The sequence below is a fragment of the uncultured Slackia sp. genome (assembly GCF_944321625.1).
GTDB lineage: Bacteria > Actinomycetota > Coriobacteriia > Coriobacteriales > Eggerthellaceae > Slackia.
This window is the reverse complement of sequence record NZ_CALUMA010000047.1, coordinates 72,577-98,483: the sequence shown is the minus strand read 5'-3', so window position 1 is coordinate 98,483 and position 25,907 is coordinate 72,577. Positions and strand designations below refer to the sequence as shown.

Below are 25,907 nucleotides of genomic sequence, written 5' to 3'. Positions count from 1 at the left end.
GTAAATGATTGCTTTGCTATTCGGCATCTGCCTCGTTATCCACCGCGTCGTCTGCGGTTCCGCTTTCCTTGAACACCAGAATCCCCTTTGCCGATGGCATGGTAGAGAACGTGACCAACTCATATCCTTCTTGCGCCATCTGATTGGAGACTTTCTCCACCTGCTCTGCCATCTCCTTGGCTTTGGCACAATATTTGACTACGACCGTTTTATACATGGCGACTCCTCTTTCGCTCGAACGTCAGGATGCTTCTGTAATCATTTTGTCCGGTCAATTTCGGTTTCATGGAAGAGGCGTGTCATGAATGGGCAAAATGAGGCCGTTCGACGCCGTCGTCGCTGGCGTGGCAAGATGCCGGGATTCTGGTTTTCGGCTGAATGCGCGCGCTTTGCGGGGAAAATTCGTACAATTTCGAAAGTTATGGATATTTAAACGTCCGACGTTCGTATCGCAATGCGGTGCGTGCACGTTGGGCGAATTTGGCGTACGGCATCCGAGCGCGTTTGCCTGATGAAGGGCAATAGCTGGCGAGGGACCTCGGTCGAGGGTGCGGACGCAGGAAAGGGTACGTTCATGAGCGAGCACGCACGCGAATATATTCTGGCATTTGATACGGCTAATGAGGTCGTTGCTATTGGCGTGGGGAAGCTGCGCGAGAATGCGAGTGACAAGGCGGGGGCGGGTGACGCGATGAAGGTCGCGTCGGTTGACATCGTGACTACGCGCGAGGTGGCCGCCCATCGCGCGAGCAACACCGTGCTTCTGTCTGAGGTGGATTCCGCGCTTGAGGCTGCGGGCATTTCCAAGGGCAACATCGCTGCTATCGTGTGCGGGCGCGGCCCCGGTAGCTTCACCGGCGTGCGCATTTGCATGGCGACGGCAAAGGGCGTGGCATCGGCGCTTGAGGTGCCGCTTTTTGGTGTGTCCACGCTTGATGCGGTTGCGTGGAACGCGTGGGCTGATGGCCTGCGCGGGCGCGTGCTGGTTGCTGCCGACGCGATGCGCAAGGAGGTGTATCCGGCGCTGTTTGATTTGGACGGTGCCGGCGCGCACCGCTTGACCAGCGATGCCGTGGTAAAGGCCGCGGCGGCAGGGGAATGGCTTGAGGATGCTCTTTCTGCGGTTGACGGAGGCGGCACGCATCTTTCTGACGCCGCCGAACCTGTTGATACCTCGGAATCCGCAGATTCGGCGGGGCTTGCGGAATCCAACGGTCCCGCTAGCTCATCCGGCCTCATCGTTCTGGGTGATGCTCTGGCAAAATATGCCGATATCTTTGCTGAAATGGGCCAGCTTGCGCCTGAAAAGCTGTGGTCGGTTTCCGGTCGCGGATTGCTGCTTGCTCCACGTACGGGCGATGGCAACCCCGCCACGCTGCTGCCGGTGTACACGCGTCTTTCCGATGCCGAAGAAAACGAGCGTATTCGCCTCGCCAAGACGGAGCCGAAGAATCTGCACACCGGCGTGCAGGATGATGCTTCGGGTGCGGCTGCTGCGCTGGCATATCGCCCGCTCGATGTGGCCCACGTGCGCGACGTGGCGTGCCTCGAGGGCGAGACCATGGGGAGCGATGCCTGGGCCGCAACGCTCGTGGCTGACGAGCTTCCGCGCAAGGATCGCACCTGGTGGGCGGCGTACGACGGCAAGAAGCTTGTGGGCTATTGCGGCGGCTGGATTGTGGATGGCCAGGTGCAGATTCTGAAGATCGCCACCGACCCTGCGTATCGCCGTCGCGGCATTGCCCGCGAGCTCATCGGGCTTGTCGCCTCCGACGCGCGTGATTTGGGCGCCACCGAAATGACGCTTGAGGTGCGTCTGTCCAACGAGGGCGCGCAGGCCTTCTACGAGAATCTGGGACTCGCGCGCATCGGCGTGCGCCCGCGCTACTATTCAGACCGAGAGGATGCCGTCATCATGACCGGTCCCTTGCCGGTGGCTCAGCATGATGTGGCAGGCATGACGCTGCGTGTGGATGAGGTTGCGACCTCCGGCGATTCCGCTGCTCCCTCCGAAGGGTCGGGCGCAGGGCGCGATGCCGTTTGCTCCGGGGCGATCGACGGAGCAGGGCAGACCTTCGCAGGCGCGGGAGTGCCTGCGGCCACTGCTGACGAGGAGCCTGCTTTCGCCCATCCGCTCATTCTCGCCATCGAAAGCTCGTGCGACGAGACGGCGGCGTCCATCATCGATGGCAACGGCACGATTCTTTCAGACGTGGTGGCCTCGCAGATCGATTTCCATGCGCGTTTCGGCGGCGTGGTGCCCGAGATCGCGAGCCGTAAGCACATCGAGGCCATCTGCGGCGTGTGCGACGAATGCCTGGACGCGGCTTCGCGCAGCTTGGGCTTGGCGAATCACGGCAATTCGAGCGCAAAGGACGGTTCGGCTAAGGAATCCCGTCATTTTGACGCTAATTTAGGCGAATCGGGTGAATTTTCGTGTCAAAATGACGGGATTCCTTTCGCTGCGGAGACGGAACTCCGCACTGCCTCCCCACATCTCCGTTGGCGCGACCTGGACGCCGTCGCAGTCACCTATGCTCCCGGTCTGGTGGGCGCACTGGTGGTGGGTCTGGCCTTCGCCAAGGGCGCGGCGTGGGGCGCCGATAAGCCGCTTATCGCCGTGAATCATCTGGAGGGGCATCTCTATGCCAACCGCATCGCACGCGCCGACATCAAGCCGCCCATGGTGGTGTCGCTCGTGAGCGGCGGCCATACGATGCTCGTGCACGTGCGCGACTGGGGCGACTACGTTACGCTGGGCTCCACCATCGACGACGCGGTGGGCGAGGCGTTCGACAAGGTGGCCAAGGCGTTGGGCCTGGGCTATCCCGGTGGTCCTATCATCAGCAAGCTTGCGGCGCAGGGCAATCCTAAAGCCATCGATTTCCCGCGCGCGCTCATGCATTCGGGCGATTTGCGCTTCAGCCTTTCCGGCCTGAAAACCGCCGTGACCACCTACATCCAAAAAGAGCAGCAGGCAGGGCGCGAACTCAACATGTCCGACATCGCCGCCAGTTTCACGGCAGCTGTGGTGGATGTGCAGGTGGCAAAAGCCAAGGCGGCGCTGCTCGAGACGGGCGCCAAGGAGTTCTGCCTGGGCGGCGGCGTGGCGGCTAATCCCGAGCTGCGCGCGGCCTACGAGCGTATGTGCAAGAAGATTGGTGTGCGCCTGACCATGCCGCCTCTTTCGGCGTGCGGCGATCAGGCGGCCATGATTGCCGAAGTGGCTCGCGACCGCTACGCGCAGGGCAAGTTCGCCGACCTGAGCTTGGACGTGAAAGCCCACGCCCCCCTGGACGAGGCGTACTAGACGGATTACTGCAAGGGTATTGTGGTGCAAAGTAAGAAGAAAGAAGAATCTTTGAAGCGAAATAGCCTGGACTTTGCCAACTTTTAGAGTGAAAATCCGCAAGATTCCGGCAAGATTTCCGCAAGGTTTGGGCAAGGGTCTGGCAAGGTATTGAAGCTAGCATTGAATCCATGAATTGTTGTCTGATCAGCAGGGTTTGGAGGAGATGCGCAATGCCAACACTCAGTATGTTTTTCGGAATCGTCATTCGAATGTTTTTAGAAAAGGGAGGAAGACATCACTTGCCCCATATCCATGCGTACCATGCGGATGAGTCGGCTGTGTATGGGCTTGACGGAAGCTTGCTCGAGGGCCGATTGCCTGCAAAGCAAGAGAAACTTGTGCTAGCATGGATGGCGATTCACGAGGAAGAACTTAGGGCTAATTGGAGACTCCTGCAGGAAACGGGGGAGTTTTTCAGAATTGATCCGCTACGTTGACGGGAGGTTGGATGAGGCCGATGCTGCAAAACGTTGTTGCCTTGGATGACCTGCGTCTTCTTTTGACGTATGAATCGGGCGAACAAAGGGTTTTTAGTATGAAGCCGTATATCAAGGGCGATTTTTTCGGTGAGCTTTCATGCCCAGCTTATTTCAAGCAGGTGAGTATTGCCCATGGGGGCGATTGCGTCGTGTGGCCGCACGGTCAGGATATGTCTCCCGAGGATCTGTACGAGATGAGCACGCCCATAGATTCTCGATAGGCGTCGGGCTTCAATGGCGACGCGGCGTCGTTCTTGGTGTCTAAATGTTGACAAATATCAGTTAAAGCCGCTCGTCACGCGCATGGCGAGCGGCTTTCCTGTATGATGGCGGATTAACAATTGGCCGCGTGCGCAAAGCGCGGTCCCTGAGGAAGCGGCGAAAGCGCCGCCTCCGGATTCCAACCTGGGGACCGCCGTCGGCATTGTCGCGCTTGGGCGGGAAGCCCACGCGATTAAGCCGCAAGGCAGGACGGAACAATCGCGCGGTCGGGTTTGAGACCCCAGTGCAACCAACCGAAAGGAGTAAGTCTCACCCATGCCCATTGGCATAAGTCTGATTCTTGTTGTCGTATTCCTTCTGATGAACGCGTTCTTCGTTGTGGCGGAATTCTCGCTGGTGCGTGTTCGCAGGTCCCAAATCGAGATGGCCGTAGAGGAGGGAAAGCCCGGCGCCAAGAATGCCAAGGTCATCGCGGAAAACATCAACGCGTACCTGTCGGCCTGCCAGTTGGGTATCACCCTTGCCTCGCTGGCACTGGGTTGGTTGGGCGAGCCTGCCATTTCGGCGCTGTTCCATCCCGTATTCGAGGCGCTGCATCTGCCTGCTGCTGCCGTCACCGCCGTTTCCGTGGCGATCGGCTACTTCATCATGACCACGCTGCACGTGGTCATCGGCGAGCTGATTCCTAAGTCGCTGGCAATTTTCTCTACCGAGAGCTATGCGCTTCACACGGCCACGCCGCTCATGTGGTTCTACCGCATCACCTATCCCATCATGTGGCTGTTCAACTCCATCACGAACGCTGTTGTGCGCCTGCTTGGCCATGACCCCGCAAACGAGCACGAGGTGTACACCGAGGAAGAGATTCGCCTGCTCATCGACGAGTCTACTGAAAGCGGCCTGATTGATTCCGAGCAGAACGAGTTCGTGGACAACATCTTCGATATCGCTGAGAAGGATGTCGAGGCCATCATGACCCCGCGTCCCGACATGGTGTGCCTGAGCATGGAGGACTCCCTGGAGGAGAACCTGCGCGTCGTCGACGAGCACAAGTTCACGCGCTACCCCGTGTGCCGCAAGGATAAGGACGACATCGTCGGCTTCATCCACATCAAGGATCTGTACAACTTGCCCGAGGACGCCGGCATGGAAAGCCTGCGCATCCGCCGCATGTTTGCCGTGCCCGAGGGTCTGACGGTTTCCAAGCTGCTGGGTCTGCTCAAGAAGGAGCACACCAAGATTGCCATCGTGGTGGACGAGCACGGCGGCACCAGCGGTCTTGTGACCATGGGCGACGTGTTCGAAGAGATCGTGGGCGATTACGACGACGAGTACTCCCACGGCAGCGGCGATGACCTGGTGAAGGTTTCCGAGGGCCACTACCTGTCCAGCGGCGCATGCCCCATCGACGATTTCGCCGACGAACTGGGCTTCAGCGACGACGACTTCCCTGAGTACGACACGCTGGGCGGCCTGCTGCTTGACGAGTTCGACCGTATCCCCGAGGCGGGTGACAAGACGGAATACATCAACGGCAACACCACCGTGCGTTTCATCGTGCGCTCGATGGACGCGCGTCGCATCGGCCAGGTCGAGTTCTGGGTGACCGTCGAGGAGTCCGAAGAGGAATAGGTATCGTTCCGCCGTTCTTCCGAATGACGAGATGCAAATGAGAGGCGTCCTGCGGGGCGTCTCTTTTCATTTCTGCGTGCTTTATCGCTCCAAAGGGATGGAGCGCCCGTCGTTCGTCTGGTAGAATCGGCGCATCGTTTTTCAATCGCGCCGTTCTTCTTCCCTCAAACGGACCCGCCCGTTCAGGCTCGTTGCGGCGCATGACAGGGGAAAGGGGGCCTGGATGAGCGCAGAGATGAATGCATGGCTGATCGACGTCACCACGCAATTCGATGACTTTCTCTACACCTATATCCTGGTAATCCTGCTGGTGTTCTGTGCCGTGTACTTCACGGTGCGTACGCGTTTCGTTCAGATTCGCTACATCAAGGATATGTTCACCCAGCTGACCGAGAAGCGCCACGTGGAGGGCGAGAAGTCCATCTCGTCGTTCCAGGCGATGATGGTGTCCACCGCGTCGCGCGTGGGCACGGGCAACATCGCCGGTATCGCCACTGCTGTGGCGACGGGCGGCCCGGGTGCAATCTTCTGGATGTGGCTCATGGCGCTTTTGGGCGCGGCATCCGCCTTCGTTGAGTCCACGCTCGCGCAGATTTGGAAGGTGCGCGGCAAGGAGGGCGAGTTCCGCGGCGGTCCTGCGTACTATATCGAGCAGGCGCTGGGCCAGCGTTGGCTGGGCATCGTGTTCGCTGTGCTGCTGATCATCTGCTACGCCTACGGTTTCAACGGCTTGCAGGCGTACAACATGGCGAGTGCGCTGGAGTATTACATCCCTGATTACGCTACCAACGGCACCGCCGTGGCGTTGGGCATCGTGCTTATGGTGATGACCGCGTTCGTTATTTTCGGCGGATCGAAGCGCATCAGCATTATCTCGTCCATCCTGGTGCCCATTATGGCTGTGGCGTATCTGGCGCTGGGCATTGGCATCACCATCGCCAATATCAACCTGCTGCCCGAGGCGTTCGGCTACATCTTCCAGAGCGCGTTCGACTTCCAGTCCATCTTCGGCGGCTTTGCTGGCTCGGTAGTGGTGCTGGGCCTCAAGCGCGGTCTGTTCTCCAACGAGGCCGGTATGGGTTCCGCCCCTAACGCCGCCGCAACCGCGAGCGTGTCGCACCCGTGCAAGCAGGGCTTGGTCCAAACGCTTTCGGTGTATCTGGACACCATGCTCGTGTGCACCTGCTCCGCGTTCATCGTGCTGATCTTCTTCGTGAAGCAGGGCGGCACGTTCGGCGATCTGAACGGCATGCCGCTGGTGCAGATGGCCATCAATTCTTCGGTGGGCGAGATCGGCATCCACGTGGTGACGTTTGCCATCTTCTGCTTCGCGTTCTCTAGCCTGATTGGCAACTACTTCTACGCCGAGGGAAACATTCGCTTCATCACCAAGAGCAAGGCCGTGCTCACCGTGTTCCGCTTCACCTGCCTTGCCGCCATCATGGTGGGTTGCCTGAACAACTTCACGCTGGCTTGGAACTTCGCCGACATCACCATGGCGTTCATGGCGATGGTGAACCTGATCGCCATCTTCCTGCTGGGCAAGTGGGCGTTCAAGGCGCTGGACGACTACACCCGTCAGCGCAAGCTGGGCAAGAACCCCGTGTTCGTGGCTGAGAGCATCCCCGGTCTGCCTGCCACGCAGTGCTGGCACGTGGGCGAGGACGACCTCAAGCATGTGGGTCCTGAGCCGGTGCGTGAGTACTTCGAAGAGGCGATTGACGCCGACGCCGAGGATGTGGGGCTGAAGTAGACGCTTCACAGCGTATGGGCACCAAACAAAGCAGGTCGCTCGATTGATGAGCGACCTGCTTGGGGAGGGGCATCTGGCGGTTCTGTGACGCTATGCTTGTGCCGTTAAATGAGCTTTCCTTCCGCTAGTGCTTTTCCGAGCACCCATCCAAATGTCAATGCGCGTCCATGGCTGATGCCGGGGAACAACATCGGATAAGAATCGGTGAAGAAATTACCTTGGACATTTCCAATTGCGTACAGGTTCTCAATTGCCTTGTCGTCGGCATCGCAAACCTGGGAGTGGCTGTTGACGTTGACGCCGAACGGGACAACCAAAACCGCAGCCTTGATTTTTGATGCATAGAACGGAGGAGTATCGACCGTTGTAAGGTATTGCCCTGGCTTACCGTATGCTTCATCGACGCCCTTTTCGCAAAGAGCATTGTATTCATCGACAGTGCTCTTTAGGGTTTCGGGGTCAATTCCGAGTGTCGTGGCAAGCTCATCGAGGGTTTCTGCTTCAAAGAAGGTTCCGTCCTCTTTGCCTTTATCCATCCAATCCTGAAGGCCTTCGAAGCCTTCGCTCACGCCATATAGATCGCCAAGATAGTCAATTCCGCTACGATTTTTACCATCGGGCGCCTGAACAAGTATCTTCTCTTCATACTTGCCGTCAAAGATGGAGTAGCCCTTCGCTTCAGGCTGCTGCATTGTGGCGAAGCAGATAGAGGGGCCGCCGCTATTTTCTGCGAAGTACCTTTCGCCATTCATGTTAACGCCAAGCCACCCGAGAATGCCGTCACTGGCAAGGGGACCGCCTTTGGCTTTTGCAGAGGGGAGGGCCATGATCGCCGCATTGGTTTTCTGCGGTGCGCCGCCCACCCAGCAAGCAAGGTTAATGCCGTCGCCCTCATTGCCTCCAAAGGGCGTATAGAGCTTGTCTTCGCAGCTCAACGCTATGGGGGCAAAAGTCTTAAGCATGTCATCGTTACCGGAGATGTCTCCTGTGGCAAGGACGACTCCCTTGGAAGCATTGATTTTCACATAGCCATTTTCTGTTGAGCAAATTACGCCAGTGACCGGGCCGTCTTCATCGCGAATGAGTCGTTCGGCCTTGGTGCTGTAGCGGAATTCGGCACCTTCGTCTTTCGCCCATTGCTCGACGAATCTCAAGAAACGGTGTTGGATGTTTTCTCCGTCATCGGTAACTTGGGTGACTCCGAAGTCTATACCGGTAGGATATTCGCGAACGGCAACATTATCTGAGTCCATATGCGTGGATGCCGCCATAGAGAATTCGGTTACACCCTCTTCATTCATGCGCTCTGCGTAGTAGTCCATTGCCTCGCCGCTATGGCTGGCCCAGACGTTCCAAAGATTAATGTTGGTTTTATACGTGGTGAGCTGGAGATAGTCTTGACGCATGCGCGGAATATCGGCTTCGATCCCCTGGTTTTTTTGATAAGCGCTTCCGACTACTCCGTTATCATGCCCGCGAGCGGAAAACTCTTCCATTTTTTCAACCAGAATAACTTGAGCTCCATTCATTGCTGCGGAGTGGGCGCAAGTTAGGCCAGCAATGCCGGCGCCGATAACAACGACCTCGGTATCGACTGTCTCCGTAATTTCGTCTTCGGGTATGGGATCTGGCGTCGATTCCCAAGAGTGGGGAGATGCGTTCGATGAGGTTTCAGAAGAAGTTTCGGGATTAGAAGATGTTTGACCCGAGCTGGAGGTGCATCCTACGAGTCCAGCTGTGCCGGCTGCTGCGAGAATTGCGGCAGCGCTTCCGCCTATAAAATGTCGACGATCAAGTTCCATGGTTCCCTCCTTGGCTGCAAACTTGGCGAATGAATAATCCACCGATATGCAGTGGTTTGCTCACGGGCAAGAATCACTGCATCGCTCTTTGCTAGCTAGCAATTTCAGGATAGGAATGGCGGGACATTTTGTCTGTCGATTAATGATATGAAATGACTACGGAAGTGTCCTATGAAACATATGATTCGCAGCAAATAGCGTTGCTTTTATTCATGGCGGATAACCTACGGAAGGTGTTCATCCTGCTCGGTACGGTTTCTTTCTGCAAAATCAATGAGCTCTTGCTTGTTGTGCACGTCAAGTTTGCGGTAAATGCGTTGTACGTGCGTCGTTACTGTGCTGGGGGCGATAACGAGTTTTTCTGCGATATAAGGAACAGATCTTCCGGAGCAAAGTAGCTCAAACACCTGCGCTTCACGTTTCGAAAGCTTGTATTGCCTGGAAATGGCTTCGTATGAAGTTGCCAAATTGTCACGAATGGGCTCTGCGGTGTTTCCAGTGATATCAGTTTGGCGGAAAAACTGAAGACTAATTGCTGTTGCAGCCATCAAAAAGAGGAGCAGAAGAATAGAGATTGGAACCAGACCAATAGAGTCAAGGATGCTATGCTCCACGATGATATCGCCCATAAGATATCCGAAGTAGCATCCTAGGCAGCCCAGTCCGCGCCATAGAGCGAAAGCCCGAACTGATGTCAGAGCAGAGCTGCCACTGATAGACAGCAACAGCATAATCCACGTAATGATGTCTACGCAGCGGAATCCGCCAGTGATAATCGCCTGAGCGATGGACTTTCCTTCGGATTCGAGCAGGGACAGGACGAATACGGCTGCGGTAACTGCAAAGAGGGTCATGCCAAGAGCTAGGGGCACGCGAGATGATCGGGATAGGCATAAAGAGATCGCGAGGACTAAGATTCCTGCTACGCAGCAAGAGAGAACGGTTGCACCGAAAGTAAGTATTTCAAAATGAGAGTGCTCGGGAAGCAGGATTGTTCTAAAGATTCCGAAAGCCAGACCGAAACAGGTTGTAAGGATTATAGGGCCAATCATGGCTCTGTTGGATTCTGTTTCTATCGTATCGTCAATGTGTTTTGTGGGGTTTGTTGACCTGTCATTGATTGTCTCGATTGCGAAAATCCCAATTGATACTCCGAGCGGCAAGACAAATGCAAGAATTGCGGAGGCGACTGATCCAAATAGGACAATCACAAAGGCGACAATGCTTCCTATGGCGATTGGGACAACCGTCGCAATATAAATCTCTTTCGCACGAAGTTTTGAGAAAAATATAACTCCCCAGAGGATCTGAAGCAGAGATATGCCGACTCCGAGCAGGAAGCCACCAATCTGAATAAACATAAAGTACGAGGCAGCTAGGCCGCCTTCAATGCAAAAGATGGCAACGATGGTGCTTTGTTTGGGGCGCTTGGTGATTGCGAAGCCGTTGGACATGGCTAAAAGGATGGAGACGATAGCACCTGATAAAACTGACATCCCATTAAAATCAAGCCTAAATTGAGAGTCGCTAATTGCCTGAGAGAATAGGGGAGTGAGAAGCGCAATACAGTAGATTGCCCACCAACATGAGTAGCTGATCAAGTACTTTGACTCGCTACGAATAAAACGGATTGTACTGTCCATGTTGACCATTGGGTACCGCGCAATCACTCAGCTCCAGTGACAGATTCACCCTACTTTAACACCATGATTGTGGATGGCGCTACTGTTTCGGTTTGTATTAGGGATTCGGCGTGCGTTTTCGATTTCTGTAATCTAGCGTTAGTAGAAATTTATTCAAGTGGACGTGTGTTGTGGGCCGCTCTGGCTGAAATCTACCTGCGCAACAAAAAGGAGCCGCCCAGAAGGGCGGCTCCTGCGGTAATCCGGCCGGGTGTCGTTGGGAGGGAGGTAGGTCCCGGCCGAACGAGGCGCCTCGATTATTCGAAGTCGAGTTCGCTAATGACGGTGTCCTTGGCGATTGCCTCACCAACCAACTCGCCGAAGGTCACGCAGCGACCATGGCTGACACCGGGGAAGTGCACCGGGTAATCGTCGCCGAAGAAGTCGCCCTGGACGTTGCCGACAGCATACAGGCCAGGGATGACCTTGTCGTCCTCGGTCATGACCTGAGATTCGGCGTTGCAGTGCAGGCCGAAGGGGATGGTCAGAAGGCTGCAGACGTTCTTGGTGGCATAGAACGGAGCGGTCTGGACGGGCGCCAGGAACTCAGCGGGAACAGCGAAGTCAACGTCTTCGCCAGCCTCTGCCATGGAGTTGTAGCGCTCGATGGTGGCCTTGAAGGTCTCGGCGGGAACGCCGATGGCCTCGGCGAGCTCGTCCAGCGTATCCGCCTTGATCAGCGTGCCGGCCTCTTCCCACTCTGCCATGACGTCTTCGACGCCATCCAGGAAGCGCTCGTAGCGAGAAGGCTGCTGCTGTTTGACGTACTTCTCATAGTCGGAGTCGAAGATGGACCACGCTACGTTGTCGATGGTGTTCATGCGGGCGTTGGTCAGCATGGGCTCGAAGGGCATCTCGGCGCCATAGCGCTTGCCTTCGCTGTCAACGGCAAGCCAGCACATGATGAACGAGGTCAGGTTCAGCGCCAGAGAGTCAGCGGTAAACTGGTGAATCATGGGAGCTGCCGTGCTCTTCTGCAGACCAGCGCCGATCCAGCAGCCCATCAGGACGCCGTCACCGGTGTTGCCGCCCATCGGGGTGTAGGTATTGGCATCAGCGCGGTTGGCGATAGGAGCGAACGCGTCGATCATCTCCTGGTTGCCTCCGATGTCGCCGGTGGCGAGCACAACGCCCTTGGCGCCGTTGTACTGCATGTAGGAGCCGTCCTCGGCGGTCACGATGACGCCCGTCACGCCGCTTTCGGCGTCGCCCACGAGCTGCTCGGCATGGGTGTTGAACACGAACTCAGCACCGTTCTCGGTGGCGGAGTTGTACAGCATCTCGCCGAGGGTCCAGTTGACAGACTTGCCGTCGTCGCGCACGTCGTAGGTCTCGCCGCCGCGCACGAAGGAAACGGCGTCGGGGTAGACGCGCCATTGGCTGTCAAGCTCGCTCCACATGTCATACTTGGAGGTGCCGGAAAGCGCGTGCACCATGGAGATGCCCTGCGGCTCGCCCAGTTTCTCCAGGTAGTCGAACACTTCGCCGGAGCGGCTTGCCCACACGGAGATGAGTTCGTAGTTGGTCTTCTGGCGGGAGTCGAAATGCAGCTGGCGCGCGGGGATGTGCCAGTCGATGTCGAAGCCGTTGGACTTGTGGAAGTTGCTGCCGATGTTGCCCACGTCAACGCCGCGAATGGAAATCTCACCCATGCGCTCGATGACGGCGACCTTGGCGCCGTTACGCGCGGCGGCCTCGGCGGTAGAGATGCCAGCCAAGCCAGCGCCAACAATCACGACGTCGTATTCCTTGGTCTCGGCGATGTCGGTGATGGGCTCAGGTGCGACCTCCCACGTGTGCTTGACTTCAGCGCCCTCAGTGGAGCCGGAAGTCGCGGTGGTGGCAGAACCGGTGGAGCTGCCTTCGGAAGAGCTGCTGCTGGGGCTGCAGCCTGCGAGCGCGGCGCCTCCCGCCACGACAGCACCGGTTGCCAGGGCGCCCTTCAGGAAGTTCCTGCGATCGAGTTCCATAGCCATAAGGTATCCCTCCTCTTGTCTGTCCTCGGTCCCTTTCCCGAGGAATGCGCTTCGGTGCGCATATGAGGAAGGATGGTTTTTCGCGTATGCATTCGCAACGCTTGAATGGCGCTATTTTAATAAATCAGTCGGCTTCCGTGAGACCGTTTTGCCTGTCACGTGCTTCGGGTGATATGGATAGTATCGCCAGGTCAAGGAACTGTTGGCGGTCATGCACCCCCGCTTTTTGGTAAATATGGCGCACGTGGGTGCCGACGGTGTTCTCGGAGATTCCCAACGCCTCGGCAATCCAAGGCTGGGTGCGCCCCTGGAGGAGAAGCGGAGCGACGTCCTTCTCGCGCGCGGTGAATCCAAGTGAGTCGAACCATGTTGAAAGGCGCTCCGCGGGGTTTTCTCCGACTACGCCTATGAGGGCTGGACCTGTCGCGGCGGCGGGCCGGGCGCTGCGCAGGAGCGCCGCTGACTCCTCGCTCGAAAGAATCATCACGGTTGCGATGACAACGAGGTATCCCACTACAGTGGTTTCCTGGAATGCGAGCATATCGAATCCATTGTGAGAGCCGACCAGCGCTATGCCGCATGCAAGCCCGAGCGCCGTAGTGGCATTCGCAACGAGGCGGATGAACGCAACAGTTTTTGCGGGCGATTTGGAGCGAGTGTATGCGATGTCGGAAAACGCCACCCAAATAAAGATGTCGAATGCGGTGTATCCGCTGACGATCACCGCTCCGGACACGAGGAACGTATTGCCGCCGAAGGAGAACGGCATCATCATGATGCCCGCCACCATCACGAGAAATCCGACTCGAAATACTGCACTCGCTTTTTTAGGGAGCAGCATGAAGAGACAAAACATGATGATGGCCGCCGCACCGCGAACAATCTGCACGCCTATGCCACTCGTCTCGCTCGAGAACGAGATAAGGTGCTGCAGGTATCCGAAGCCGCCCATGACAAGCGCAACGGCTCCGATGAGCGTGAGCGAAACGCCCAGGTGGGTCTGGAGAAACGCCATGATGCCATGCGAGGGAGCGGGGGCGGTTTCAAGCCCAAGGGCGCGGGCGAGCGAGGCGTCCATATGTTCGCCCGCCTCCATGGTGGCCGCCAACGGACGAAAGGCGGTTTTGTCGCGCTGGTCGTGCTCGGGCTGGTCGCATGCGCCAGCGCCTTTTCCCTGAGGTTTTGGTTTTCGGTTAAGCAGGGCATACATGAGTCCCGATGCCAGGGGAAAGAGCGTAAAGAACGCAGCCTTTGCTTCAGGAATCATGAAGAGGAGCGGCGCGTCGAGCAGGGGAGCGAGGGCGAATGCCCCGGCAACGAGCGGCAGGGCGCTTCGGGCCCCGTGCTTGCAGTAGGTCATGCCCCAAGCCATGTCGTATACGCCCATGAAGATGCCGCAGAGCAAGGCTCCCGTCGCAAACATCGCAACGCTTCCCGTGAGGCTCGAGAAAAGGTAGAGCAGCGAGCCAGCGGTTCCTACGGCGGCGGTGAATATTCCTGTGCGCTTGGCTCCTACCAGCGTATGCGGCAGGTCATCGCGCCAGAGCACGAGGGCAAACACGGGGAGGCTCAACGCAAATGCCGCGATAGCTCCGTATTCTGGCAGGATGGCTGGTGATTCGCCGGGAATGAAAAGGGCGCTCATGAACAGGGCATCGAACCATGCCCAGAAAAAACCAGACCCGACAATCGCCTTGATGCCGTCGGGCCCGCCGATGCGATCAATGTGTGACATACTATCCCTCCCGCGGACATTGTAGCAGGAGGGGATTGTTCGACGTGCAATTAAGCTGCTGCTTTTGCTTGGGCGCCTATCCGTCGGTTGGATACGCGCTGCGGTGATGAGAAGCGCGCTGCGGAGGCGGGCCCGTCTTCGCATCATAGAGCGCGAGCGCATCAGCCCCTCGAATACGCCCAGAGGTTTGCGCATTGGGCGAGCACGGTTTGTGCGTCCCACGTCTGCATGCTGCGCTCGGCGCTGTTGGGGTCGCGCACCACGAGTTTGCCCGACGAGTCCACGCCGGCAATCACGATGAAGTGGCCCACGGTGGTGAAATCGCCCGGCAGCATGGAGGCAATGACAAGCCGGCCCTCTTCAAGTGCGCCGATAAGGGCGCTCACGCTGGCGGGGAGCTCTTCGGCGACAAGCCCCAGCTCACTCGCCCCATCGGTCATCAGCGCCCACGCGGTCATGCCGTCTTGGACGTAGCCGTTCTTCTCGGAAAACGCCGCCATTTCTACAGGCCCCATGTTGGTTTTGCCCGTAAGCGCAATATAGACCATGCTCAAGCAGGTCGGTCCGCATCCTGCCGTTGCGATGTCCGAGCCAGCATAAGGGTTGCTACCCCATGCGGGGTCGGTTTGGAACAACATGGGCACTTCACCCTGATGCCACTCGCTCTTCGGCGTGCTCGTGCCGCTTTCGAACACATTGCTTGAATTCAGGGTGCCGCTTTGCTGGCTTGCTGTGTAAACACTTGCCTGCTTCCAGGTGAAGAACGCGCATGAGGCCACTGCCGCCAACGCTGCCACGATAGCAATCGCCACGATGAGATCGACGCTGCGTCGCCTGCGGGAGAACAAGCGACGCCCGTGAAGAACCGTGCGCGCGTAGGGAGCTTTGGGCGAGGGGCGTGCGGCTCCCGAAGTGGGCGACTGTGCACCCGTTGAGCGCATCGTGCGTGAAGGATTGCGCGAAAAAGGTCGGGGCGCTGGAAATGCGTCATCTTCCAAATGGGGCGTGGGCGAGGGGCGGTTGTCGCGTGTGATCATGGGAAATCCTTTCTTCGGGTTGTCCCAAGACTACGTGTCGCACCGTTTAAAAGTCCCACAAGGAGCCGTGACGGTTTGGTGCCACGCTTTAAACCTTCCTTAAGAAAGAAGGGCTGTGGCGAATGCCGTGGTAGGATGACGCCATGGATGAGCAAATGACATACACCTCCAGCATGCAATCTGTCCAGGCGCCGCAGCAGCTGCGTCGCAACGTCGTAGTGTGCGATGACGAGCGCGAGATTGCTGATCTGGTCGCCAGCTTGCTTGAGCGCGAGGGCTTTAATGCCCAGGCGACCTACTGTGCCCAAGATGCGCTTGCCTTGGTGCACGGCGGTCAGGTGGATTGCGCCATCCTGGACATCATGATGCCGGGTATGGACGGCTTTGAGCTGGGACGACGCATCCGTGAATTCTCCGATATCCCTCTCATCTTCCTTTCCGCCAAAGACGAGGAAGTGGACAAGGTGCTGGGATTCGCGCTAGGTGCGGATGACTATGTGACCAAACCGTTCAAGCCGCGTGAGCTGGTGATGCGCGTGCGAGCGTGCCTGCGTCGCTTCAGTAGGGCGGAGCAAACCTCGAACGATGATGAACGGCTGAGCATGCGCGGCATCGAGATGTGCCCCGATTCTCATGAAGCGTGGCTGCTGGATGTTCCGCTTTCGCTCACGCCCAAAGAGTTTTCCCTGCTTGAAGCGTTGTTGAGAGCAGGCGGTTCCCCGGTATCCACCGGCGAGCTTTACGAGAAGGCGTGGGGCGAGCCGGCCGATCCCGCTGGCATGAACACCGTCATGGTGCACGTGCGCCATCTGCGCAAGAAGCTCGCGGAGGTCGATGCGTCCACCCTCTACGTGGAGACGGTGTGGGGCATGGGCTATCGCATAGCGAAGGCGGCAAACGAACGTCGCTAGGCAAGGCTGGTCGCATGCGAAGCTCATTTCGAGGATTTTGCGCATAGCGCGATGCCCGCTCGGCCAGGAAACCTCGATTTCGCGGACGTTTTTTCGAGTTTCCCGGCTCGTTTGTGCGCGTGGAGGATTGAGTCATGTTCGTTGCATTTTGCGACCAGGCGTTTTGTTCATTTGGGATAGTTCCATGCGTCTGGAACTGGCTCGGATGAGCGGGAAAGAATGCTTTTTGGGGCATCTAAGCCCGGGAAAGTCGCAAAAACGTCCACGAGTGTTTGAATTGCTGGCGCGGCGAGAAAGGAACGCCATGAGCGGAACGGCGAATGTGCCTGGCGTGAATCGCGAGTTCAATGAAGGCTGCATGTCCGATGCGGACTGCGGATCCGGTGCGGATCACATGTCCGGTATGGGTTACGAATATAGCGCGCCTGTCGCTTCTGCAGGGTTTCGTTCCACTTACCGAAGGGAGCAGGAGAAGCTTCTGCGGCGCAAGCTCCTGGGGCGCATGTTCGCGCTGCTGGGCGTTTGGGCTGCGGCGTTTTGCCTGTTCGCGCTTGCCTTCAATGCGGTTATGGTGCCGCGGATAGCCGAGGTGGTTGCCGACCAGTTCGCGCCGTGGCGCATCGTTGACGCCAAAAACGCAGGCACGGAGGAATGGGCCGCATTCCAGATGGCCGTGCAAACCACCAAGGCTGACACGCTCGTCGGCTATATGACTGATTTGTACGGTTCGAGCGAGGGCAAGGGAAGCCCGCGCGAAGGAGCGTCGAAGGAAGCCCTTGCGCTGGCGGACGGCGTACGCGAGAGCCATCCGGTGAACGCCGGGTCGGAGATTCGGGTGCCGTCAGAGGGCGCGTATTACATGTTCTATGACGTGACCGCTGATGCGCATGCCGCCATAGAAAAGGCGGTGGGTAATCTTCAAAAAACCGATAGCGAATCGTTCGAGCGCCTTTTCCAGGAGGCGATGAGCTACTACGGCATGACCGAGGAGACTACCGTCCTCAACGGCCTGGGCGGATACTACGACGTCTATTACCTTGACGGGCATTACGAGTACCGCGATATGACCGTGTACAACATAGTGAAATCGTTCAAAATCCCCCTCGCCGTCGCCGCGTTTCTCATAGGCGTCGTGATTATCATGTGGGCGCTGCTGCAGCGTTCTCTGGATGCATTCGATACGCTGTTCGGCGCGATGGAGAGCGTGCTGCTCAAGCGCGATGTCCAGCCTGACTTGCCGCGCGAGCTTGAGCCCACATCGCGTGCGCTAGATGCTATCCGGCGCGAGAACGAGTCCAATGAGCTTGCTGCCCGCGCCGCCGAGCAACGCAAGAATGAACTTGTTGCCTATCTTGCGCACGACATTCGCACGCCCCTCACCTCGGTGGTGGGCTATCTCACCATGCTGCAGGAATCGCCCGATATGCCGATTGAGCAGCGCGCTCGCTACGCGGGCATCGCGTTGGATCGTGCGCAACGGCTTGAAGGTATGCTTGAGGAATTTTTCGAAATCACGCGGTACAACCTGCAATCGATCCCCATCGAGAGGGAGCGGTTCGATGCGGGCATGCTGTGCCGCCAGGTGGCCGACGAATTCTTCCCTACGGCCGAGGCGCGCGGCATCTCTATTGACGTCGATGCGCCGGCGTCGCTGTTCGTCTTCGCCGATCCAGGCAAGGTGTCGCGCGTGCTGAACAACCTGCTGAAGAATGCTGTGAGCTATGCCGATGAAGGCTCGACGGTGCAGGTGCGTGTGTGCGTGAACGAAGGCGGTGCTGCCTCTGGGGCAACGGGTGAATTAGGTGCTGCTCTTGGGGGCACGGGCGAATCGTGCGGTGCGTCGGATTTCGCGTCCGCTCGCGTTTTGACGATCGAAGTCGAAAACCAGGGACGCGAGATAAGCCCTGCGCATCTGCAATCGATTTTCGAAAAGTTCTACCGTGAGGACGCCTCTCGCGGGACTCAGGCGGGAGGCGCGGGTTTGGGGCTTGCTATCGCTCGCGAGATTGCACGCGCTCACGGCGGCGACCTGATGGCGTCGAGCGAATCGGGTCACACGGTATTCACCCTGGTCATGCCCGCATAGGTGCGCGCTGATCTGAGTATTTCCACCGTGCATTTCTGCCGTTGCCGAATGCCATTGCCCCGTGCATTTCTGCTGCCGAATACCACCAGCGTCTTGGACTTCGGTCGTCGCCAACCGCGCCGTCAACAACCACCGCCAACTATTTGTTTGTGGTGGCTGTGGGCAAACGGGTGCGGCGCTGGCTGACCCACAATGGCACGATATGAGCGGCCTTTTCACATCGAGGCGCTTTGTTTGTCGTGCCAATCGGTGGGAAGGGGCGGCTATGCCGGTTTGTCTAAGCCATGTATCGGCGTTTGAGTTTTATCGCGTCTGCGCCCAAAGGGGAATCAATGTATCGAAGCTGCCGCGATTGGGGTCGCTTGAGGATTTTTCGGCGATACGCGTGTTTGAGGCGCTCGCCGAGGACGGCTTTCAGGATGCACTTGAGGCGCCGGTGCACGTCATGGTCAAGGAGCGAACGCATCAGCGATGCCAGGCGGGCGTTGCAAAGCATGGGGTTTCGCTCGATTTGCCCGAATCCTCCGTGGCCCAGTTCTCCGAGCGCGTATTCGTGGCGTCACCCGAGCTTTGTTTTGCCCAGATGGGCGCGCAGATGCCTGAAATCGATTTGGCGTTGAGGGCGTATGAGCTTCTAGGGTATTACGCGCTCGAACAGGATGGCGGCGAGTGCCTTGGGAGAGGGAAACCCCTGGCTACGCAGCGGCAAGCGTTGCGGCTCGTCAAGGCGATGCCGGGCTTGCATGGTGTGAAACCGGCGCGCAAGGTGCTGTCGTATGCCTGCGCGGGGTCGGCATCTCCCGCACAGGCCGCAATGGCGCTTCTGCTTACCGCGCCTTCGCGCGTCGGAGGCATGGGATTCGATGGGGCAGTGCTGAATAAATGGGTATCGACGAAAGATGGCGATCGTTGGGCGGATGTGGTGTGGCCGCGGTACAGAATCGGGCTTGAAATCGTAGACTTTATCCCCGACGGAGGGTGGCGTTTGTTCCTCAAGATGGACCGTCGTCGAAGGATGACGCAGGTGAACGGGGTCGAGGTCATCGCTGTTCGTATTCTTGATTTCATTGACCCTGAGCGGTTCGATGATTTGTCGCGCACTATCGCACGCGCCATGGGTCGGCGCGTCAGGATCACCTTGAAAAACCATGCGGCACGACAACAATTGCTTCGTCAGAAGGTTTTACCGGGGACTTCTTTCGAGATGTTTCTGCAGTAAAGTCTTTTCCCCACCATCGTCAGAAGCGCCGGAGCCTGTGCGGTTCCGGCGCTTCTGACGATGTCTTATGTGGCGGTGATTGCCGATTGGTTCCGGCAAGACGGTCGAATGCTATTTTTCTGCGCTGGCCGTGCGCTTTTGGACGGTTTTGGGTTTAGTAAGGCGGGGGCGTCCGGGGCGCGGCTTGCTGTTCAGGCGTCGCTGGACGGATTCGCAGGTGATGAACGATGCGTTGCCCTTCGTGTAGCCCTCGAGGATGCCGGCTTTGACCATCTGCGAAATGCGTGCGCGGGATACTCCCAGCTTTTCGGCCGCTTCGGAGGCGGTGATGGTGTCGATGGCGTCAACGGACGCGTCGATGCTGGCGATCAGAACGATGCCGCCGTCGTGGCTAGGCGCATTGCCGAATGTCGCCTTCGGCATGGGGCTGTTATGCATGAGGCGCTGTTCGATTTCGCGGCGCAGCAGCGAAACCGCTTTGCGCGAAACTTCGGCGCGGCTGCGGCCTTTGACCTCCCCCTCGAAATCGAAGGGCATAGCGCTAAGCGAGCCTCCCGTAGGGTACAGTTCGAATTCATAGGTGTGTACCATCGCTTGCGTCCTTATCTTCCATGGGCTCGCGTTGGGCCCTCCGTATCTGATGCGCGCAAGAACGGTGAAGCTCCGGATCCGTGTTTCGAGTCTCTCAAGTCGAGGTGCTCTCCGCTTCGCTTCCTGCGTTGTGGAGCTGATACTACCCGGTTTGGAGGCGAAGCTGTTGGGTGACAGACAACACTTTGCAAAAGTACACATCTTCTATACGATTGAAAGCAAAAATATGCCTCTGAGCAGGACAGATGACGCGACGTCATCGGGTTTTAGATTATTCTGATAAGTAGTTTTGAATAATAGGTAGGAGTATGTTTTGCAGCGTATTAATTAGTCCAAATCGCTCGGTTCGAAAGAATCAACAAGTGTGAGCAGCTCTTGTTTTTTGTGGATATCGAGTTTTGCGTAGATGCGGCGCGAATGGGTGCGGATTGTGTTCTCGGACACAACAAGTTCATCAGCGATATGGGCAACTGTGTTTCCTCGAGCCAGCAGCTCCATGACTTCCGCTTCGCGGGCGGAGAGGCGATAGTGCTGCTGTAATGCGGCGCACTGTTTGGAGATGCGGTCACGATATGCAGGCGCATCAGCGCTTTCGGAGACGTAATTCTGATCGTCGTTTGAGCCTGTCGAATCGGCGGAGTTTTCAACAGTGTCCGTTTTGATTTGAACCCGTGGGGCATTAAGCGCGATGAACTCGATGTTTTCAGCAGATGCTTTTCCCGGAATAAGGACTTGTCTGAATCCGCCCTGGCCCACAAAGTACATAATTGCCAGAAGCCACATAGCCACGGCGGCTGCGCCGACCACAGGGGAAAGGCCTGCGGATGGCATGGATTCCATGAGAATGCCTCCCAAGAATCCTAAATCATGCAGTATATAGACGATTCCGCCGAAGAAACCGTATATGAATACAGGGTTGATGCCGCGATCGCGTGACGCCTGCGCGCACTGAAGCATCATCAGCATGATTCCGCAACTGTAGAACATGTACATGGTTCCGGCGAAGATGCTCGAATATCCCTCGCCCAGAAACATCAGTAGAAAAAATGCAGTCATGACCAGGGGGAAAAGAACGCGATATGCGGTAAGCACATTGATTCGAACGCTTTTTTGTCGCCAGAGAAGCAAGAGGATGATGGCAGCGATTATCGATCCGAGCATGGACATTACATTAACAAGGCTGCCCACTTCAGGGTCGTAAATAGCGAGAGAGCGCATAATGCCGCACCCGAATCCCAATGCGCCGATGGAGAGGGCGCTGCGCCAGTAGTCTTTGAGCACGCGCTGATAGACCTGAGGATGTTCGCGTGGTACGTCTTCAAACATCGGTTGATTGAGATCAATGTTGCGGCTTCTCACAAGAATGCAAAGGCCGAATAAAGGGAGAAACACGATGGGAATAAGAAGTGCCGTGACAGCACGCGGAATTAAGTAGAACGAGAAGTATATGAGTGCGGAGTAGGCGGTGCCCAAAATGAGGTCGTGCGTTCCGGAATCGGGATTTTGACTCGCAAAAAGACGTTGCCAAAGCATGTAAAACCCTGCTGAGCCTAACCCTAAAAGGCCGCCACCTATGGTCATGAATACAAGTGTCATCGGCTCGAGGTACATTGCGGCGATAAGACATGCCCATCCAAGGAAATAAGGAATGCCCGCTCCAAACACGAGGAATCGACGAGTTGCCCAAGGCAGGCAGTAAGCCCCTAGAGCACTCGCAAGGTAGCTTATTCCGAATACAATGGACTGAGTTGCGAAAAAGCAGTAGAGGATTTGCTGCGTCTGGAATTCAATGGGAAGGAAGGGGAATACGCCGCCCCATACCCCTGCGGCATTGGTGGCCAGGAAGAGCGCGTAGCCCAATGCACATGCGTTCGGTTTGAACAGCGTCCAAGACTTCATGTACCCCTTCTTTCCAATGGATGTCCCGCATTATTTTCGCATATGGCTCAGCAGTCCAAAACAGAGCGCGAAAACTCTGTTTTAAGGCGTCGCCTCTCTGAGCAGGCATTTCTTAAAATTCATACATTTTATGCGACAAGGTAATATGGATTAAGAGATACAGTGCTTACATGGCGAAAGCCTCAAGTGGGGGGATTGACGTAAGGTCAGCGGGGCGTTCGGCAGTTATTGCTCCACCGGGTCGCATAAAACAGAAATGCGAGTCTGGACAGGAATGCGTGCTGGACTTTCTGGTGGATGTCTGCGACGCGTCTCGTCGGTCGAACTTCAGATTCTCCTTCTTGGGCAAGTGCGGGTTGTCCGCATCGCCACGATAGGAAATATCGGAACACAGAAGGGGGAGACATGGTGGAGAAGGCACAAGAAAAAGCCCTGTCGCGCCGTACGTTCGTGAAGGGATCCGCCTTGGCTGGTCTCGGCCTTGCGGCCGCCGGTGGCACGGCGACGCTCTTTGGCTGCTCTTCGAACACTGGAGGCGAAGGGGAAGGCCAGCAGACCGAGGCGGCGCCCGAAGAGAAAATTGTCTGGACGCATTGCGCAGTCAACTGCGGCAGCACGTGCGTTCTGCAATGCCACGTTCAAGACGGGGAAATTAAGTACATCGAATCCGATAATACGGGCGATTCTGCTATGGATCAGCCGCAGCTTCGTGCCTGCCTGCGTGGTCGTTCGCTGCGTCGCTGGCTGCAGAGCCCCGATCGTCTGAATTACCCCATGAAGCGCGTGGGTGAACGTGGCTCGGGTGAGTACGAGCAGATTAGCTGGGACGAAGCGATTCAGACCATCGCCGATGAAATGAAGCGCATTCGTGAGACGTATGGCGATGAGGCCATGACCGTGCATTATGCTTCCGGTGTGTCTTCGGGCTTGATGGGCAGTTCTGTGGTCAATCGCCTTATGAACGTCACTGGCGGCTATTTGAACTATTACGGTTCTTACAGTTCGGCTCATATCTCCGCCGCAGGCACCTATACTTATGGTGGCGGCACGTATGGCAGCAACTTCCTTACGCTGCAGGATGGCGAGCTTGTGGTCATGTTTGGCAACAGCCCCGCTGATACGCGTATGGGTGGCGGCGGTCACACTCACGACTTTGCTTGGATGCGCGAGGCGAAGAATCTCGAAGTCATCAATATTGATCCTCGCATGACCGATACCACATGCGGTCAGGGTGGCGAATGGATTCCTATCCGTCCCGGTACCGATGGAGCGCTGTGTGCGGCACTTGCGTACGAAATCATCAACAATGGCTGGGCAGACGAAGAGTTCCTGCATAAGTACTGCGTCGGTTACGACGAGGAAACCATGCCCGAGTCCGCCAAGGGCCAGAATAAGTCTTACAAGGACTATATCTTGGGTACTGGTTACGACAAAACGCCCAAGACGCCTGAGTGGGCTGAGCCTATTACGCTGATTCCCGCCGCAAAGATTAAGGAACTGGCGGAAAAGATTGGCACTACGAAACCTGTCTACATTTGCCAGGGCTATGGTTCGCAGCGTCACTCCAATGGTGAGATTACTTCACGTGCCATCATGATGCTCCCTCAGCTGGTTGGCCAGATCGGTCTGCCTGGCACTACTGGCGGACGACGCGAGGGCAAGTCGGCATTTGCTCTGTCCAGCTTCCCTGCGGGAGAGAACCCCGTTAAGACGAGCCTGCCTACGTTTATGTGGCCCGATGCAATTCGTCGCGGCGAGGAGCTGACTGCGCTTAACGCTGGTGTTCAGAACGCCGAGAAGCTCTCCAGCAGCATCAAGTTCATTTGGAATTATGCAGGTAATACGCTGACCAATCAGCATTCCGACATTAATCTGACGCACGACATCCTTAAGGATGAGAGCCTGTGCGAATTCATCGTCACAAGCGAAGTGTTCATGACCGATTCGGCAAAGTATTCCGACATCATCATTCCCGACTTGACGTTGCAGGAGCAGTACAGTCTTTCTGCAAACGGATATGCCGACAATATGGAAGCAATCGTCTACGGCAGCCCCGTGTATGATCCTCAATTCGAGCGTCGCGGCATATATGAGGTGTGCACCGAGATTGCCGATAAGCTTGGGGTCAAAGATGAGTTCACCGACGGTGGCAAGACTCGCGAAGATTGGCTGCGCCAGATTCTTGATGAGTCGCGTGAGACGTATCCCGAGCTGCCTGATTGGGATACCGGCATGGCTCAGGGCGTGTGGAAGCGCACTCCCGAGGCGACCATCAGCCTCCAGGCGTTCATCGAGGATCCCGAGGCGAATCCTTTGCCTACGCCTTCTGGAAAGATTGAGATTTACTCCGAAACGCTTGCTGGTTTTGCTGACACGTGGGAGCTTGCCGAAGATGAAGTCATTAGCCCCATTCCTGAGTTCGATCCGGGCTTCGAGAGCTATGTGAGCTTGACCGACGAGTACCCGCTGCTGCTCACCGGCTTCCATTACAAGGCGCACACGCATTCCTCGTATGCCAACAATGAGATCATCCAGACGGCTGCTCACCATGAGCTGTGGATCAATCCCGTTGATGCCGAAGAGCGCGGCATTGCCGATGGCGACGAAGTGCGCGTGTTCAACGATCGCGGTGAACTGCGTATTATCGCCAAGGTGACGCCTCGCATCATTCCCGGTACTGTGGCAATGCCTCAGGGCATGTGGCATGATGCCGACATGAACGGCGACAAGATTGACCATGGCGGATGCATCAACACCGTCACCATCTATCGTCCGTCGCCTTTGGCCAAGGCAAATCCGCAGCATAGCAACATCTGCCAGGTCGCGAAGGCGTAAGGGGGAACATCATGACGCAATACGGATTCCATTTCGACGGCACGCGCTGCACGGGCTGCAAAACCTGCATGCTTGCGTGCAAGGATTACCATAACCTGTCCAACGACGTTGCCTTCCGACAGATCTATGAGTATGGCCTGGGAGAGTGGACGCAGGATGGCGATGGCTGGACCTGCACCACGTCCGTGTATTACATCTCTGAAGCATGCAACCATTGCGAAAGCCCGATGTGTTTCGCAAGTTGTGCGCAGGGAGCAATCATCAAGGACGAAGAGACCGGCCTGGTGTACATCGATGCCGAGAACTGCATTGACTGCGGCGCTTGCGCTGAAGCGTGCCCGTATTCCATCCCTAAGCGCGACGCCGAGAACAGCGTGTATGTGAAGTGCGATGGCTGCCGCGATCGTCTCGCGGAGGGCAAGCAGCCCATTTGCGTGGAAGCATGCCCCTTGCGTGCGCTTGATTTCGGCGATATCGAGGAGCTGCGTTCGACGTATGGAGATGTGAGCGCCATTGCTCCGTTGGCGGATCCTTCCCAAACCATTCCGAGTTTGGTCATCACCGAGCCCAAGAATGCTCTTCCGTTCGATGACACCACGGGAGCCATCCTCAACCAGGTTGAACTGGTGTAGCTTTGCATCTCGCAATTCCCGAAAATAAGATTTTCGGGATAGCGTGAGGCACAACGATTGACGT

18 protein-coding genes and 1 pseudogene are annotated in these 25,907 nt (G+C 57.0%); 11 read left to right on the top strand and 8 right to left on the bottom strand.

What is annotated here, in order from left to right:
- Positions 1-16: 16 nt before the first annotated feature.
- Positions 17-217, bottom strand: a complete 201-nt coding sequence (locus Q0J60_RS04460; protein ID WP_294439043.1) for a hypothetical protein — start codon at positions 215-217, stop codon at positions 17-19.
- Positions 218-574: 357 nt separating this feature from the next.
- Between Q0J60_RS04460 and tsaD the strand changes: the two genes are divergently transcribed.
- The 5 genes from tsaD to Q0J60_RS04435 all read left to right on the top strand — a co-directional run bounded on the left by tsaD (position 575) and on the right by Q0J60_RS04435 (position 7,438).
- On the top strand, positions 575-3,310 hold the full coding sequence (gene tsaD, locus Q0J60_RS04455; RefSeq protein WP_294439042.1) for a tRNA (adenosine(37)-N6)-threonylcarbamoyltransferase complex transferase subunit TsaD: 2,736 nt from the start codon (positions 575-577) through the stop codon (positions 3,308-3,310).
- Positions 3,311-3,480: 170 nt separating this feature from the next.
- The gene (locus Q0J60_RS04450) at positions 3,481-3,789 is read left to right on the top strand and encodes a DUF4160 domain-containing protein (protein WP_367178784.1); all 309 of its coding nucleotides are present in this window, start codon (positions 3,481-3,483) and stop codon (positions 3,787-3,789) included.
- An 11-nt stretch (positions 3,790-3,800) separates the two neighbouring features.
- A complete protein-coding gene (locus tag Q0J60_RS04445; RefSeq protein ID WP_294439041.1) occupies positions 3,801-4,052 on the top strand; it encodes a DUF2442 domain-containing protein in 252 nt (83 codons plus the stop codon).
- A 316-nt stretch (positions 4,053-4,368) separates the two neighbouring features.
- Positions 4,369-5,685, top strand: coding sequence for a hemolysin family protein (locus Q0J60_RS04440; RefSeq protein ID WP_294439039.1), 1,317 nt, complete (start codon positions 4,369-4,371; stop codon positions 5,683-5,685).
- Between the two features lie 223 nt (positions 5,686-5,908).
- Positions 5,909-7,438: a sodium:alanine symporter family protein gene (locus Q0J60_RS04435; protein ID WP_294439038.1), complete on the top strand. Its 1,530-nt coding sequence runs from the start codon at positions 5,909-5,911 to the stop codon at positions 7,436-7,438.
- Positions 7,439-7,542: 104 nt separating this feature from the next.
- On the opposite strand, the gene Q0J60_RS04430 is transcribed toward Q0J60_RS04435, so the two are convergent.
- The 5 genes from Q0J60_RS04430 to Q0J60_RS04410 all read right to left on the bottom strand — a co-directional run bounded on the left by Q0J60_RS04430 (position 7,543) and on the right by Q0J60_RS04410 (position 15,445).
- Positions 7,543-9,240 (bottom strand): FAD-dependent oxidoreductase, encoded by a 1,698-nt coding sequence (locus Q0J60_RS04430; protein WP_294439037.1) that lies wholly within the window; start codon positions 9,238-9,240, stop codon positions 7,543-7,545.
- Between the two features lie 224 nt (positions 9,241-9,464).
- Positions 9,465-10,883 (bottom strand): LuxR C-terminal-related transcriptional regulator, encoded by a 1,419-nt coding sequence (locus tag Q0J60_RS04425; protein WP_294439036.1) that lies wholly within the window; start codon positions 10,881-10,883, stop codon positions 9,465-9,467.
- A 296-nt stretch (positions 10,884-11,179) separates the two neighbouring features.
- Positions 11,180-12,898, bottom strand: coding sequence for an FAD-dependent oxidoreductase (locus Q0J60_RS04420; RefSeq protein ID WP_294439035.1), 1,719 nt, complete (start codon positions 12,896-12,898; stop codon positions 11,180-11,182).
- Positions 12,899-13,022: 124 nt separating this feature from the next.
- Positions 13,023-14,633, bottom strand: coding sequence for a helix-turn-helix transcriptional regulator (locus tag Q0J60_RS04415; RefSeq protein WP_294439034.1), 1,611 nt, complete (start codon positions 14,631-14,633; stop codon positions 13,023-13,025).
- 161 nt (positions 14,634-14,794) lie between these two features.
- On the bottom strand, positions 14,795-15,445 hold the full coding sequence (locus Q0J60_RS04410) for a C39 family peptidase (RefSeq protein WP_294439033.1): 651 nt from the start codon (positions 15,443-15,445) through the stop codon (positions 14,795-14,797).
- A 368-nt stretch (positions 15,446-15,813) separates the two neighbouring features.
- On the opposite strand from Q0J60_RS04410, the gene Q0J60_RS04405 reads away from it, so the two are divergent.
- The 4 genes and pseudogenes from Q0J60_RS04405 (at position 15,814) to Q0J60_RS04395 (ending at position 19,886) form a co-directional block, all read left to right on the top strand.
- Positions 15,814-16,581 (top strand): response regulator transcription factor, encoded by a 768-nt coding sequence (locus Q0J60_RS04405; protein ID WP_294439032.1) that lies wholly within the window; start codon positions 15,814-15,816, stop codon positions 16,579-16,581.
- A 184-nt stretch (positions 16,582-16,765) separates the two neighbouring features.
- Positions 16,766-18,088: pseudogene (locus Q0J60_RS10515) on the top strand (sensor histidine kinase); the annotation flags it as partial.
- Entirely contained in the window at positions 18,071-18,667 is a 597-nt protein-coding gene (locus tag Q0J60_RS10510) for a sensor histidine kinase (protein WP_367178786.1), read from the top strand. The pseudogene Q0J60_RS10515 and the gene Q0J60_RS10510, both read left to right, overlap by 18 nt.
- A 61-nt stretch (positions 18,668-18,728) precedes the next feature.
- Positions 18,729-19,886 (top strand): hypothetical protein, encoded by a 1,158-nt coding sequence (locus Q0J60_RS04395; RefSeq protein WP_294439030.1) that lies wholly within the window; start codon positions 18,729-18,731, stop codon positions 19,884-19,886.
- A 111-nt stretch (positions 19,887-19,997) separates the two neighbouring features.
- Here the strand turns inward: Q0J60_RS04395 and Q0J60_RS04390 are convergent, their stop codons facing one another.
- Together Q0J60_RS04390 and Q0J60_RS04385 are read right to left on the bottom strand one after the other, a co-directional pair.
- A complete protein-coding gene (locus tag Q0J60_RS04390) occupies positions 19,998-20,477 on the bottom strand; it encodes a helix-turn-helix domain-containing protein (protein ID WP_294439028.1) in 480 nt (159 codons plus the stop codon).
- Positions 20,478-20,804: 327 nt separating this feature from the next.
- The gene (locus Q0J60_RS04385) at positions 20,805-22,376 is read right to left on the bottom strand and encodes a helix-turn-helix transcriptional regulator (RefSeq protein WP_294439027.1); all 1,572 of its coding nucleotides are present in this window, start codon (positions 22,374-22,376) and stop codon (positions 20,805-20,807) included.
- Positions 22,377-22,781: 405 nt separating this feature from the next.
- Between Q0J60_RS04385 and Q0J60_RS04380 the strand changes: the two genes are divergently transcribed.
- Complete coding sequence (locus Q0J60_RS04380; RefSeq protein WP_294439026.1) at positions 22,782-25,211, top strand: DMSO/selenate family reductase complex A subunit; 2,430 nt, start codon at positions 22,782-22,784, stop codon at positions 25,209-25,211.
- Positions 25,212-25,222: 11 nt separating this feature from the next.
- Complete coding sequence (locus Q0J60_RS04375; RefSeq protein ID WP_294439025.1) at positions 25,223-25,843, top strand: 4Fe-4S dicluster domain-containing protein; 621 nt, start codon at positions 25,223-25,225, stop codon at positions 25,841-25,843.
- The last annotated feature ends 64 nt before the right edge of the window (positions 25,844-25,907 follow it).